A 12,676-nucleotide genomic window follows, 5' to 3' on the forward strand; every position below is an offset into this window, starting at 1 on the left:
AGGTACTGGAATAATAATGAATCCTCCTGTATTTATTGTTTTAAGCACTGCCTAGCCCTTAACTGAACCGTATTGGATTGCCTGTGGCCGAATTGACATGGTTTGTAGAACAACTGCCACAGTTATCGGCGGAGGAATTGAGGGACAGGTTAGGAAAAACACCTGACTAAAACCTGCGATCGCAGCCATAAAGGGATCTCGCTCTTTATGGCTGCGATCGTTCTCAAATAAAATTCCTAAATTCTGTCAATCGCACTTAGGAATTCGACTGCGCGGATAAAATCAAGTGCAGCAGACCGTCGATCAGTCGATCGCGCTCCATTGGGATAATATCTTTGCCGTGCATCATATGCTGCGTTAACTGGAAATATACCAGCGATCCAATAAAAATCCGCGCCGTTGCCTCCGGATCTGGCAATTTTAACTCTGGATGCGATGCGAAATATTGAGTAAGCCGCTCGATACCCGGTTTAGCTAAGTTTTTCACAAAAGTCTGCGCTAGCTGGGGAAAACGCCCTGATTCCGCAATCACTAACCTCACAAAATTGAGGAATTCAGGTTCCTGCGTCACCTGCTCTAATAGAGTGGTGGCAACGGATCGCAGCGCTACGGCCGGTTCTTCATCCAGAACTGTAAAATGGACTTTTTCTCGCGCCAGCCGCTGTACCAAGGCCACGAATAATCCTTCTTTATCTGCAAAATAGCTGTAAACCGTGGCTTTGGAAACTCCCCCCGTCTTCGCTACCTTGTCCATACTCGTGCCCGCGTAGCCGTGGGTTAAAAATTCTTGCATCGCACCTTGCAGGATTTGCTCGGTTTTGTCACTTGCTGCGGCGCTGTCTGGTTCGCTGGGTTTTGTCCTGGCCATCGCTTGTCTTTGTAATTCTTGCTTCGGGTCTTGACATCATTATACTGAACGGTTTAGTATTTAGTTTAGAACTAAACGGTTTAGTTTTAGCAACCTAAATGATGAGGTGTGTCATGGTACACCAACCAACAGCCGACGGCTTATCCTCAACTCCATCCCTAGTTAAACAACTCCTAGTTGTGGCAGCAGTAGCAACCCTGGCTGCAGGGGGAACCACAGGCTACACGATCTGGCGATCGCGCATACCCGATCCCAACGCAGTAGCAGCAGCAGCAGCCGTCGCAGCATCCCAATTAACAACAGTTACAGCCTTGGGACGACTGGAACCCAGAGGAGAAGTAATTAAAGTCTCCGCCTCCGGTGCGGCGGAAGGAAACCGGATCGATCGACTTTTGGTGAAAGAGGGAGACAGGGTGAAAACAGGCCAAGCGATCGCAATTTTGGACAGTCGCGATCGCCTGCAAGCCGCCCTCGACCAAGCTCAAGAACAAGTGCGCGTCGCCGAGGAAAATCTAGCAAAAGTGAAAGCTGGAGCCAAAAACGGCGAAATCCAAGCCCAAAAAGCGACTATTAGCCGTTTATTAGCCGATCGCAGCAACGAGATCGCAGCGCAACAGGCGATCGTTGCGCGCCTAGAAGTCGATCGCAGCACCGAAATCGCAGCGCAAGAAGCCACAATTGCCCGCATCAGGGCCGAACAGCAAGGGGAAATTCAAACTCAAAAAGCCGCAATTGCCCGCCTACAAGCCGAACTCCGCAACGCCCAAAGCGAGGATCGGCGGTACTCCCAACTCTATGAACAGGGAGCAATTTCCGCCTCAACTAGCGACAGCAAAAGCCTCGCCGCCGAAACAACTCAACAGCAACTCAACGAAGGAAAGGCAAAACTAAATCAAATTCAGCAATCGCGCCAACAACAAATTAACGAAGCCCAAGCCAAACTCAACCAAATTCAACAATCGCGCCAACAACAGATTAACGAAGCCCAAGCCAAACTCAGCCAAATTCAGGAATCTCGACAACAGCAGATTAATGAAGCCGTGGCAAATCTCGATCGCATCGCCGAAGTGCGCCCCGTTGACATAGCAGCAGCCGCCGCCGAAGTCAGTTCCGCCGCTTCAGCAGCCAAAGGCGCCAAAGCCAATCTGGATCTAGCTTACATCCGTGCTCCCAGAGACGCCCAAGTCCTGAAAATTCACACGCATCCGGGGGAAAGGGTGGGAAACGACGGCATTGTCGAACTGGGACAAACTCGCGAGATGCTGGCTGTTGCGGAAATCTACGAAAGCGATGTGGACAAAGTACGCCTCGGACAAACCGCCAAAATTACTAGCGATGCTTTGATCGGCGAATTGCGCGGAACTGTCGAATATATTGGTTTGCAAGTACAGCGGCAAAACATTGTTAACACCGATCCTTCTGCGAATATTGATAGTCGAATTGTGGAAGTAAAAGTGCGTTTGGATGCAGCTTCCAGCCAGAAAGTAGCGGGATTAACCAATTTGCAAGTCAAAGTGGCGATCGGGGAAATTAAAGATTAAGTAAAAAATGTTCCTCCCTTCCCGCTCGAAAACTCTCTACTTCTTCTTTTCTCTTCCTTCGTGTCCTTCGCGTCTTCGCGGTTCTATAATTACATATTCTTTCAGTACGAAGAGAGTAAACCCTCAGTCCTATCTCTTCAATCCCAAATCCAAAATCTCAAATCTAAAATCCTATGATTGGACTCATCCAACCCTTACAACAATTAAGACGCAGAACTCCCCTCGGATGGCTGCAACTGAGTCACGACAAAGGGCGAATGATCGTTGCAGTAGCAGGAATTGCCTTTGCTGACGTTTTGATGTTCATGCAGTTAGGCTTTCAAAATGCGCTTTACACCAGCAATACGCGGCTGCACCAAGCCTTGCAAACAGACTTAGTTTTGATTCACCCTCAAGCGCGAAATTTGATTAATTTGTCTTCCTTCCCCAGGCGCAGATTGTATCAAGCAATGAACGTACCGGGTGTAAAATCAGCAGAGCCGCTTTACGTGAAAATTGCTAACTGGAAAAATCCCGAAACTCGGCGCGAAACGTCGCTGATGGTGGTGGGTTTCAATCCCGATCGCCCTGCGTTTGCGCTTCCAGAAGTTAACCAAAATTTGAGGGCGATTAAATTGCCGGATACCGTGTTGTTCGATCGAGCTTCTAGGGGAGACTACCAAGGGACGATCGCGCAAATCGATCGAGGAAAAGCCGTTAAAGCTGAGGTCGAGCGACGCACGATTAACGTCAGCGGTTTATTCACAGTTGGAGCATCTTTTGCCGCCGACGGTATTTTGATGACTAGCGATCAAAATTACCTGCGCCTGTTTCCCAGACAAAACGCCGCGAGTGTTAATGCCGGGTTAATTCAACTGCAACCGGGTGCTGACCCCGTGGAAGTTCAACAAGTTTTGAAAGCATACTTACCGCCGGATGTCAAGGTACTAACCAAACAAGAATTTATCGATTTTGAGAAAAACTATTGGGCTAAGAATACTGCGATCGGCTTTGTGTTTAATTTAGGCGTCGCGATGGGTTTTGTAGTTGGTGTCATTATTGTTTATCAAGTTCTCTCAACCGATGTCAGCGACCACATGGGAGAATACGCTACTTTCAAAGCGATGGGCTATCGCAATGTTTATTTACTCGGCATCGTTTTTGAAGAAGCTCTAATTCTTTCCGTCCTCGGTTTTTTGCCGGGAGTAGGAGTCTCTCTCGGACTCTACTCTTTAACTCGCAAAGCTACAAATTTGCCCCTTTATATGACGCTGCTTAGAGCATTTATAGTATTACTTTTGAACGTAATTATGTGCACTATTTCTGGATCAATTGCCACTCGCAAACTGCAAGCAGCCGACCCGGCAGATATGTTTTAAGGGAAACTGAATCAGTTTATAAGACTCGGCGGTTGAAACCTTTGTACACAAACGAAGTCCGCCTCCCCAGACTAAAGAATAAAGGGGGTATTAAAACCAAATTTTGTATATAGCAATCATAAATGAGTCGTAAATTTTTTACCCAACCCCAGCCCTCCCCTTATCAAGGGGAAGGAGTAAGAAATTCACAAATGATTTAGGATTACTATAAAGTCCTGACTAAACACATATTTTTTGTAATCATTCTCTTGTTTTTTTTCTGCATTGTCGGCGACGAAAGCGATTTATTCTTTAATCTAAAACCTCAAACCAAAAAGTTATGAACTCTACTACTCTCTACCCAACAAACAACGCATTACAGAGTCCTGCACCTGTAGTTTCCGCGCACCAACTCGACCACTACTTCGGTCAAGGTCAACTGCGAAAACAGGTACTTTTTGACATTAATCTCGAAATTAATGCAGGTGAAATCGTGCTGATGACGGGACCTTCCGGTTCTGGAAAAACAACACTTTTAACTTTGATTGGCGGACTGAGATCCGGTCAATCCGGAAGTCTCAAAATTCTCGGTCAAGAGATGTGCAAAGCGAGTTCAGACCAATTGGTAAAGGCGCGACGCAAAATAGGCTATATTTTTCAGGCGCACAACTTGCACCGCAGTTTGACGGCGCTGCAAAACGTGCAAATGGGTTTGGAAGTTCACGGGAATTTGTCGCGTTCCCAAATGCGCGATCGCTCTGCAAAAATGCTAGAGTTAGTAGGACTGGAACAGCGGATTAACTATTATCCAGATGATTTGTCGGGAGGACAGAAACAAAGAGTTGCGATCGCCCGCGCTTTGGTCAGCCAACCGCAAATTGTTTTAGCTGACGAACCCACAGCCGCCCTGGACAGCAAATCCGGTCGCGAAGTGGTGAATTTGATGCAGCAACTTGCCAAAGAACAGGGTTGTACTATTTTGTTAGTAACCCACGATAACCGAATTTTGGATATTGCCGATCGCATCCTTCACCTGGAAGATGGAAAATTAGCCTAATTTTTAAATTTCCGAAGAATAGAAATCACCCATAACTCCCCCATTTTCAATTTTGGATGTCAAAATTTAATCCAAAATTGCCAAACCCCAATCTAAACTCGTCCGGGGACTATTCACTAATTACTAACAACCAATCCTGGGCGGTCAATCCCCAAATTTTGCAGGTACATTGCTTCGAGTTTGGGCATCGACGATTCCACAGAACCGCCATAACGGCGAAAAGAAGGCCAGATGTAAGCGAGTTTTCTCACTGCTGGCTCCAATCGACCCGCTTCTATATCTTCTAATGCACCTTTTTCTCGGATTAACTCTATAGCCATCAAATCTTGATTTTTTGGGCTGAAATCGCGGACGCCAAATTTTTTGGCAAATCTGTCCCAAGTGGTGCTGAGAAACTGATATCGCCCCGCTGCGTCGGAACAGAGTTTTTTGCCATAGCGGCGACCGCACCTCATTTCCCTAGGATGATCTTGAAAGCTGACAAATTTCGTGCCGGTGTACTGGGTGCGGTAGCCGTCGGCGCTAGCGGTTCCTTCGGCGGCGGCAATTGTGTCGAGAAAGGCTTTCACTCGACGTTCCGGGCCGATGCTATCGAGTGTGTGATCCTGTATGGGCTCTGGTGAATTGAGGGTTGCAGTTTCGGGTTCCCGATCGATCTCGATGTTATTCTCTCCTTTGTCTGGTGAATCGAGGACCGCAACTTCCAGCAGGCGTTTCGGGGTGGGCGAGCTTTCTACCGAGACCGATTGTCCCCACAGCAGCCTCGGCGTCATTCGACCTAAGAAAAAGCACAAACAGATTAAGAAACCCCAAGAAAGTTGAAAACGAAGGCGTTTGGAAAGTTGCCTGCGCTGCCGCACCGGCCACCCGTGCAGAGGGAGAGCTGCGGGCAAGATTCCCGTTTGCTGGCCGAAGGCGAACAGCGATTTCAGCGCTAGCAAGGTTTGGTTGTAGAAACCCGCTGCAAGTTTCCGAGCTCTCATTGCTGCGGCGAAAGTCTCGACATCTGTCAGAGTCACTTCTGCCAGCGGTTTTTCTACAAACAGCCGAAAACGGTGGGCCGCCTGCCAGCTAAAGCGCTTGCTGCGGGGGGATTGGCCCTCCACCCACAGGCGAATTAGCTCGATGTCTGAAATGGGTTGTAGATGGCTTCCCAGATGTTCTGGTGCGTACAAGAGTACCTCCTGATATCACTTCTAGTTGAAGGTTCCCAGTTAGAACGGATGAGTGAAACAGGGGCTCAAGGGAAACTCGCTTCAACTATACTAAGTGATACTACTAAGCGCTCACCGGGTCAAGCTCAAGGGCCGATTGTTCGAGCAGTTGAGTGTAAAGTTGACCCAGTTGGGAGCCGATACCGTTCCAACTGAAATAGGTTTCGACGCGCTTGCGGCCTGTGTGTCCGAGTTGCTGGCGCCATACTGAGTCAGCTAACAAGCGATCGAGCGCCTCGGCAAAGGCTGCTTCATTTTTCGGCGGCGCGAGCAAACCTGTTTCTTGCGGCACTACAGTATATTTGAGCCCTGCCACGTCGGAGGCGATTACGGGCGTGCCGCAGGCCATCGCTTCAATGGCGACTAAACCGAAGGGTTCGTAGTGGCTGGGAACGACGCACACATCGGCGGCGGCGTAGTAGCCGGGGAGAATGTCTCGGCTCAAGGCGCCGGGAAAACTGGTAATGTCGCTCAGCCCGAGTTCTTCAACGATGCTGCCGATACGATCGCGCTCTTTGCCATCGCTTTCCCCCGCACGCCACCCGCCACCAATTATGAGTTTTAAATCGGCTTTGGGCACCGCCGACCGACTGACGGCGCGGACTAAGGTTTCGATGCCCTTGCGGCGGTCGAAACGGCCGACGTACAACACGACTTTGGTTTCGGGGGCTATTCCCAAGTGGCGGCGGGCGGTCGCTCGGGCGATCGAGCCGAACCGTTCAGTGTCGGTACCGCAGGAAATGATGTCAATATTGCCTTTTGAGGAAACCAGAGACCTCATGTGTTCTTTTTCTTGGGGACTGGTAGCCACCACGCGATCGGCTGTTTCCAAAAGTGTTTTTTCTACTTGCAGCCTGGTTTTGGCAATCATCGGAATTGTCGAAACCGACTTGTATTTAATTGCTGCCAAAGAATGGTAAGTGTGAACTTGCAGCAGAGGTTGCGATTTTTTCAACTCCATTCCCACCCAAGAAGACAGCCAGTAATTTGTGTGAACTAACGGATATTGAACGCCTGACTCTAACTGAAACTTCTGAAATTCTTGAACAAAGATTGGTAAATATCCGTAGAGTTCATCGCGGGGAATAAATTCTTGTGGCCCTGCTACTAGCCGAATTGTTCGGCAATTCGGACTGTGCTGTACAATTCTTGCTTGTTGGCGATCGGATGAGCGGGTGAACATATCAACTTGCCACCCCTGTTTCGCCAGAGATTCTCCTACTTGACGCACGTAAACATTTTGCCCGCCCGCTTCTTCTTTGCCAATTTCCACTGAGGGATCACCGTGTACCGATATAATAGCGATACGTTTTTTAGTTAATGAAATCATGATTGTTTACCAAAAATTAAAAATATTTCAGGAGAAGATTGAAGTTCAATTTTGGCTGCTGCGCCGGGACTGGAATCTTCTAGCTAATTTGTATTAAAGTCAAAATGCGGGATCGAGAAATCATCCTGAAGGGATAAGTTGCAGAGAAAAATTGACATACGACTTCCTTCTGCTGACAGAGACGTGCAGCAGATCAAACTCTAGATAATCTAAATAGAAATTAATGAGGGTGAAGGGAATTTGCCGGATTCTGGTCGGTGTAAAACTCGAACCTGCTTTCAGCTTGGTGTTCGAGATGCGAGGTCAGTCGAAGGTATAATTTTTACTTCTCTGGATAAATTGGTAGGGATTTGGAGAAAGCAGAAGTAGGTGGCCCCGAAGACAGAATGTTACAGGGTCAGAGAAAAAAAAAGCAAAATTATTGCCTTGAAAATTTTTCTTTCTTTCCGCCTTCGGCCTTCTGCCTTTTTCCCTCTTCCTTCTGCGTTCTGCTTCTTACTTCTTATCTCAAACTAGGAATTCTTGTTTAACCTCAAATTTCCCGTTTGTGTAATGTTAAGATTTCTTCCGAGGTTTGCGTGCGGAGGATTCTCCGTTTTCGCTGTTGAGGATATTGTTTCGCGAACCTTGCATTCGGGAACCGTATCTGTTAGCCCAAACTTGGGTAAACTCGGCACCTAAGAACAGAATTTGAGCGGAATAATTAATCCAAAGCAGGATAATCACGAACGACCCCGCAGCACCGTAGGTAGAGGCAATACCGCTACCTCCGAGGTAAACTCCAATTAGGGATTTGCCGATCGTAAACAGCACTGAGGTGATGGCGGCGCCGATCCAAACATCATTCCAGGCAAGATGGACATCGGGCAAAAGTTTGTAAATTAAGGCAAAAAGCAGCGTAACTACGCCAAAGGAGATAGCAAAGTCCACAATCTGCCAAATGCCGACTGGTAATTGCAGCCAGTTGTTCAACCAATAGCTGACGGCGGCTAAAACGGCGCTAATTACTAAAGATACTAGCAGTAAAAAGCCTATGCCTAAAATCATTGCAAAAGACAATACGCGGTCTTTCAGGAATCCCCAGATGCCTTGTCCGGGAGGCGGTGAAACATTCCAAATAGTATTGAGGGCTTCTTTGAGATTAGTAAACACGTTGGAAGCGCCCCACAAAAGTGTAGCGATGCCGACTAAAGTAGCAATCATTCCTGACTTTGGTTCGGAGGCTTTGAGGATGAGTTCTTGGACGGTTTGGGCGCCATCTTTGCCGATTAAACTTTGGAGTTGGGCGACGATTTGACCTTGGGCTGCCTCTGGACCAAAGACTACACCGACGATCGCAATTACGATAATTAGTAGCGGGGCGAGGGAGAAAACTGTGTAATAGGCTAGGGCGGCGGCTAGGGTTGGCGCTTTATCTTCTTGCCATTCAGTAAAAGTTTGTTTGAGCAGCGATATGACTGTTTTTAAGTTCACGGTCTTTGGTTTCCTTATACTTATCGTCCCAGGGATTATAATAGGTTAAGAGTTTTTTAGCCTCGGCCACAAGATAGATTTATCAATTAGCAAATTCGGAAGATTACTTTTATGTCAGATTCCCACACAACTGTTAACAAGACCGATGTAAAATCGTCCAAAAAAACAATTTCTTGGGCAAAACTGAGCGCATTAGTAGCGGTGGTCAATTTCTTGCTGGTGCTTTTCCATTTCAATTACCTTCAGTTGCGCCCTGTTTATCAGAGCTATTTTCCGGGTTTAGTTAAAATTTATGACCCGATAAAAGGCATTGATTCGAGTTTAGCTAATCCCGAATATTTGAAAAGCGCTGACCAGTTTTGGCGAATTGATACGTTTTTTATCGTTTTTTTTGGGGCGGAATTTTTGATTAAAAGTCTGTTCCACACCCGCCGTAAACCGGGGGTAACTTGGTTTGATTTTGTGCTCAGGCGCTGGTACGAGGTGTTTCTGGTGATACCGATTTGGCAGGGGTGGCGGATTCTGCCAGTATTGGTGCGCCTTCACAAGTCGGGTTTGGTGAATCTCGATCGCGCAGTTGCTCAAGTTACCTACGAACCGGTGGCTTATTTAGCCAATACGATCTCGGAATACATGATGGTGCGGTTTATCAATCAAGCTAAAAATTCGATCAAACAGGGCGACGCGGCGCAGATGTTGCTGGCGCAGCAGCCCTACCTTCACGTCAATCAGGAAAATACGATCGAACAAATTACCAAGCGGATTTTGGATCTGACAATTTACAAAGTTTTGCCGCAGGTGCAACCGGATTTGGAAGAATTGCTGCATCACAATTTGGAAACAACCATCAAACAGTCGGATTTTTATCAAATCCTGCAAAATTTCTCTCCGATTAACATTTTGCCGACGGAGATGACGGAACAGGTAGCGAATTATTTGGCTCAAACTGCTGTGGATGTGGTAGCTAATACTTATGAAGACGATAAAGGTCGAAAAATTCTAGATAATTTCAGCCAAGAATTTAATCAAAGTTTGCGGCGGGAATTGCAAGATGAGAAAACTCTCGGGGAATTGCAGTCGCTGGTGTCGGATTTGTTAGAAGAAGTGAAGTTGAATTACATTCAAGGCGGGTTGAAGTCCGATCCGGTGCAGACTTTTACGGAAATTAACTCGCTCCGGGGAGTAAGGGAGAGTTGATACAGCAATGAGTTCCGGTGTTGTGAATTAGATGCTTTTTTTTAACTCACATCTTGCACCATTGTCAAGAACAGGCAAGATCCCTGTTCCCCAATAAAATTCATCTTTTGTGGAACAGGCAAGATGCCTGTTCCTAAACAAGTAATTGAGAATGGTGCAATCATCTTGCACCATTCTCAAGAACAGGCAAGATGCCTGTTCCACAATAAAATTCATCTCTTGTGGAACAGGCAAGATGCCTGTTCCTAAACAAGTAATTGAGAATGGTGCAATATCTCAGTTAAAACGAACCGCGAAGACGCCAAGGGCGCGAAGGAAGAGAAGAGAAAGAGTTCACAAGTTCTACGGGTAAGGTGTGCCGAGGCGCACCTACGAATAAGGGTAGTGGGGATATCCGAAATCTCGGGGAATAAACCTCTCTGAATCCCAAGCTAAAATAAAAGAATTAACCTAAAACATCTATCATATTAGATATCTATCTTGAACAACCTTACTTGCCTGGAAATAGAAGTCGCTCAAACAATGCTGAGATTAGCAATGTTGCTGGGCTTAACACTTTTAATCGCGTTTTTTGTGGCATCAGAACTAGCATTAGTATCAGCCGATCGCCATCAAATCCGCCAACTCGCCCACTTGGACGATCGCCCAACCGCTAAAACCGCCGAACTCGTCCACCAAGCTCAGAACAACATACCGCATTACCTGTCTGTGACTCAAACTGGCACAACAGCAGGAAGTTTGCTGTTGGGTTGGTTGGGTGAGGGAGCGACTGTACACTGGATCGAACCGTGGATCGACAAATTGCCGATCGGTCATTTGCCGGCCGTGCTGACGGCTCATTCGATCGCAGTTCCCGCAGCTTTTATCTTAGTAACTTACGTAGAAATAGTCTTAGGAGAACTCATTCCCAAAGTATTAGCAAACCACGCCCCTGAACGCACCGCTTTGCTACTGATGCCGGCCCTCGAAATCTGCTCAAAATTACTGTGGCCGCTGCTAGCAATTCTCAACGGTACCGTGCGGCTGCTGACTGGTTGGATTACCAGTAAACAGTCTCAACCGCTGCTGTCACATTCCGAGGCAACTCTCCTTCAAAAAGATGCTCATTCGGCACTGATTTCTGGCCTATGGGAAGTGACAGCAGTTAACGAAAAACTCGGGTTACACCTGCCGACTGACCAAGCTTACCAAACAATCGCCGGATTCGTGATCCACAATTTAGGTAAAATGCCCAATCAAGGCGATCGGCTATTGTGGGGCGAGTTAGAAATAGAAGCAGAAAATGTAGTAGAGGGCAGTTTAGAAACAGTGCTACTGCGTCAGGTAACTCGCCCCTTATTTGAGACTCAGCAGCCAGAACTTGTGTTAAATTGATCCTAAATCAGGCTTAAATACTGCCTCGATCTATGTGTGTGAGGTTGTAATTAGTCGCTCAGTGCGACAACCTACCAGAAATCTGCAAATTGCATAAAGCACAGTTTATGAGGTGGATATGCTAAAAACACTTTGGGCTACTGTTCGACAAGGGAAAATTGAACTGCTGGAGTTATCAGAATTACCCGAAGGGGCAAAAGTATTAGTAACAGTTTTACCTGATGAAGAAGCTGAGTTTTGGCTTCAAGCCAGTCAAACATCACTAGATACAGTTTGGGATAATACTGAGGATGATGTCTATGCCCAGCTACTCTAAAAATGACATAATTTTGGTTAGATATCCCTTTTCAGACTTGTCTAGTTCTAAGGTAAGACCAGCAATTGTTGTGAGTGCGCCGCACGTATCTCAAGACATTATGATTGTGCCATTGACAAGCAAAACTGCATCCTTACTGGAGGGTGAGTTCGTACTTGCTGAATGGTCAACAGCAGGGTTAAATGTGGCTACAGCAGTCAAGCGAGGTTTGTATACAGTGCAGGAAAGCTTGGTTCTAACGACAATTGGCAAGTTAGCGGATTCTGATGCTGAGCGACTTGAGCAATCTCTTCGAGGTTGGTTAGGGTTGTAGTGCAGCCATACAGTATAATACTTCCTGTTTGTCGGGTTTCGCATAAGGAGAGCGATCGCGCAATGCGACAGCTTGTTCATCTTCTCCCCGAAAGATTGCCCGCCACTCTCCGTCCAGCGCTCGGGCTAAAACAGTGTTAGGTTGTAATTGGTCGCTCAGTGCGACAATGTACCAGAAATATGCAAATTGCATACAGTATACTTTATGAGGTGGATATTCTGAAAACGCTTTGGGCTAATGTTCGACTAGGGAAAATTGAACTGCTAGAGTGATCATAGTAGTTAAGAAATATTAAAAAGCGATGTAGTAATGCAAAAAAAGTGGGATAATTGATTACTACAATAAATCTGTAGTAGATCGTCTTGAAATATAGGAGCGAAGGAGCAAAGCGAAAAAAGGAAAGTATTACAATTAAAAGCAACGATTATTCATTTGAGTGGGAGAGAAAATTCAAAGAGAGTTATCCAATGCAAAAAAGTGTCGATAAAAATAACATTAACCCAGGACAACAGCTAAGAGAATTTCTGAAAGAACTTTTCCCTGCTGATGTAAAATATGACTCCTTTATTTCAAGAATTGATTATATAGCAATTCCATTTGAGATGTAAATATGAATTTCTATGGTAAAATAGGAAAGTTTGATAATAAATGAAAGG

The 12,676-nt window shown here is 46.4% G+C and carries 14 protein-coding genes; 9 read left to right on the plus strand and 5 right to left on the minus strand.

Going from position 1 to position 12,676, the window contains the following annotated elements; genetic code table 11:
• Positions 1–256 precede the first annotated feature (256 nt).
• The gene (locus tag QUA47_RS28290) at positions 257–868 is read right to left on the minus strand and encodes a TetR/AcrR family transcriptional regulator (RefSeq protein WP_333218746.1); all 612 of its coding nucleotides are present in this window, start codon (positions 866–868) and stop codon (positions 257–259) included.
• Between the two features lie 113 nt (positions 869–981).
• Here QUA47_RS28290 and QUA47_RS28295 point away from each other — a divergent pair, with 113 nt between their 5' ends.
• The 3 genes from QUA47_RS28295 (at position 982) to QUA47_RS28305 (ending at position 4,803) form a co-directional block, all read left to right on the plus strand.
• On the plus strand, positions 982–2,409 hold the full coding sequence (locus tag QUA47_RS28295) for an HlyD family efflux transporter periplasmic adaptor subunit (protein ID WP_333433220.1): 1,428 nt from the start codon (positions 982–984) through the stop codon (positions 2,407–2,409).
• A gap of 173 nt (positions 2,410–2,582) precedes the next feature.
• Positions 2,583–3,767 carry an ABC transporter permease DevC gene (gene devC / locus QUA47_RS28300; RefSeq protein ID WP_333433221.1) on the plus strand — a complete coding sequence of 395 codons (1,185 nt, stop codon included), beginning with the start codon at positions 2,583–2,585 and terminating at the stop codon, positions 3,765–3,767.
• A gap of 319 nt (positions 3,768–4,086) precedes the next feature.
• A complete protein-coding gene (locus QUA47_RS28305) occupies positions 4,087–4,803 on the plus strand; it encodes a DevA family ABC transporter ATP-binding protein (protein WP_333433222.1) in 717 nt (238 codons plus the stop codon).
• A 116-nt stretch (positions 4,804–4,919) separates the two neighbouring features.
• Here QUA47_RS28305 and QUA47_RS28310 read toward each other — a convergent pair whose 3' ends face one another.
• From QUA47_RS28310 to QUA47_RS28320, 3 genes are all read right to left on the minus strand, one after another.
• Positions 4,920–5,978, minus strand: coding sequence for a glycoside hydrolase family 104 protein (locus QUA47_RS28310; protein ID WP_333433223.1), 1,059 nt, complete (start codon positions 5,976–5,978; stop codon positions 4,920–4,922).
• A gap of 103 nt (positions 5,979–6,081) precedes the next feature.
• On the minus strand, positions 6,082–7,347 hold the full coding sequence (locus QUA47_RS28315; RefSeq protein WP_333433224.1) for a glycosyltransferase family 1 protein: 1,266 nt from the start codon (positions 7,345–7,347) through the stop codon (positions 6,082–6,084).
• Positions 7,348–7,902: 555 nt separating this feature from the next.
• Positions 7,903–8,820 carry a YihY/virulence factor BrkB family protein gene (locus QUA47_RS28320; RefSeq protein ID WP_333433225.1) on the minus strand — a complete coding sequence of 306 codons (918 nt, stop codon included), beginning with the start codon at positions 8,818–8,820 and terminating at the stop codon, positions 7,903–7,905.
• A gap of 111 nt (positions 8,821–8,931) precedes the next feature.
• Here QUA47_RS28320 and QUA47_RS28325 point away from each other — a divergent pair, with 111 nt between their 5' ends.
• The 5 genes from QUA47_RS28325 to QUA47_RS28345 all read left to right on the plus strand — a co-directional run bounded on the left by QUA47_RS28325 (position 8,932) and on the right by QUA47_RS28345 (position 12,020).
• Positions 8,932–10,017: a hypothetical protein gene (locus QUA47_RS28325; RefSeq protein ID WP_333433226.1), complete on the plus strand. Its 1,086-nt coding sequence runs from the start codon at positions 8,932–8,934 to the stop codon at positions 10,015–10,017.
• 123 nt (positions 10,018–10,140) lie between these two features.
• On the plus strand, positions 10,141–10,266 hold the full coding sequence (locus tag QUA47_RS28330) for a hypothetical protein (protein ID WP_333433227.1): 126 nt from the start codon (positions 10,141–10,143) through the stop codon (positions 10,264–10,266).
• Between the two features lie 231 nt (positions 10,267–10,497).
• Complete coding sequence (locus QUA47_RS28335; RefSeq protein ID WP_333433228.1) at positions 10,498–11,391, plus strand: CNNM domain-containing protein; 894 nt, start codon at positions 10,498–10,500, stop codon at positions 11,389–11,391.
• 118 nt (positions 11,392–11,509) lie between these two features.
• Positions 11,510–11,707, plus strand: coding sequence for a hypothetical protein (locus tag QUA47_RS28340; protein WP_006633633.1), 198 nt, complete (start codon positions 11,510–11,512; stop codon positions 11,705–11,707).
• Positions 11,691–12,020 (plus strand): type II toxin-antitoxin system PemK/MazF family toxin, encoded by a 330-nt coding sequence (locus tag QUA47_RS28345; protein ID WP_333218755.1) that lies wholly within the window; start codon positions 11,691–11,693, stop codon positions 12,018–12,020. The genes QUA47_RS28340 and QUA47_RS28345 overlap by 17 nt, the downstream gene beginning before the upstream one ends.
• Here the strand turns inward: QUA47_RS28345 and QUA47_RS28350 are convergent.
• Positions 12,009–12,212, minus strand: coding sequence for a hypothetical protein (locus QUA47_RS28350; protein ID WP_333433229.1), 204 nt, complete (start codon positions 12,210–12,212; stop codon positions 12,009–12,011). The two genes, QUA47_RS28345 and QUA47_RS28350, sit on opposite strands and share 12 nt — an antisense overlap.
• A 170-nt stretch (positions 12,213–12,382) precedes the next feature.
• Here QUA47_RS28350 and QUA47_RS28355 point away from each other — a divergent pair, with 170 nt between their 5' ends.
• Complete coding sequence (locus tag QUA47_RS28355; RefSeq protein WP_333433230.1) at positions 12,383–12,628, plus strand: hypothetical protein; 246 nt, start codon at positions 12,383–12,385, stop codon at positions 12,626–12,628.
• Positions 12,629–12,676: the final 48 nt, after the last annotated feature.

Source organism: Microcoleus sp. MON2_D5 (assembly GCF_036701905.1).
In the GTDB taxonomy this organism is placed as follows: domain Bacteria; phylum Cyanobacteriota; class Cyanobacteriia; order Cyanobacteriales; family Microcoleaceae; genus Microcoleus.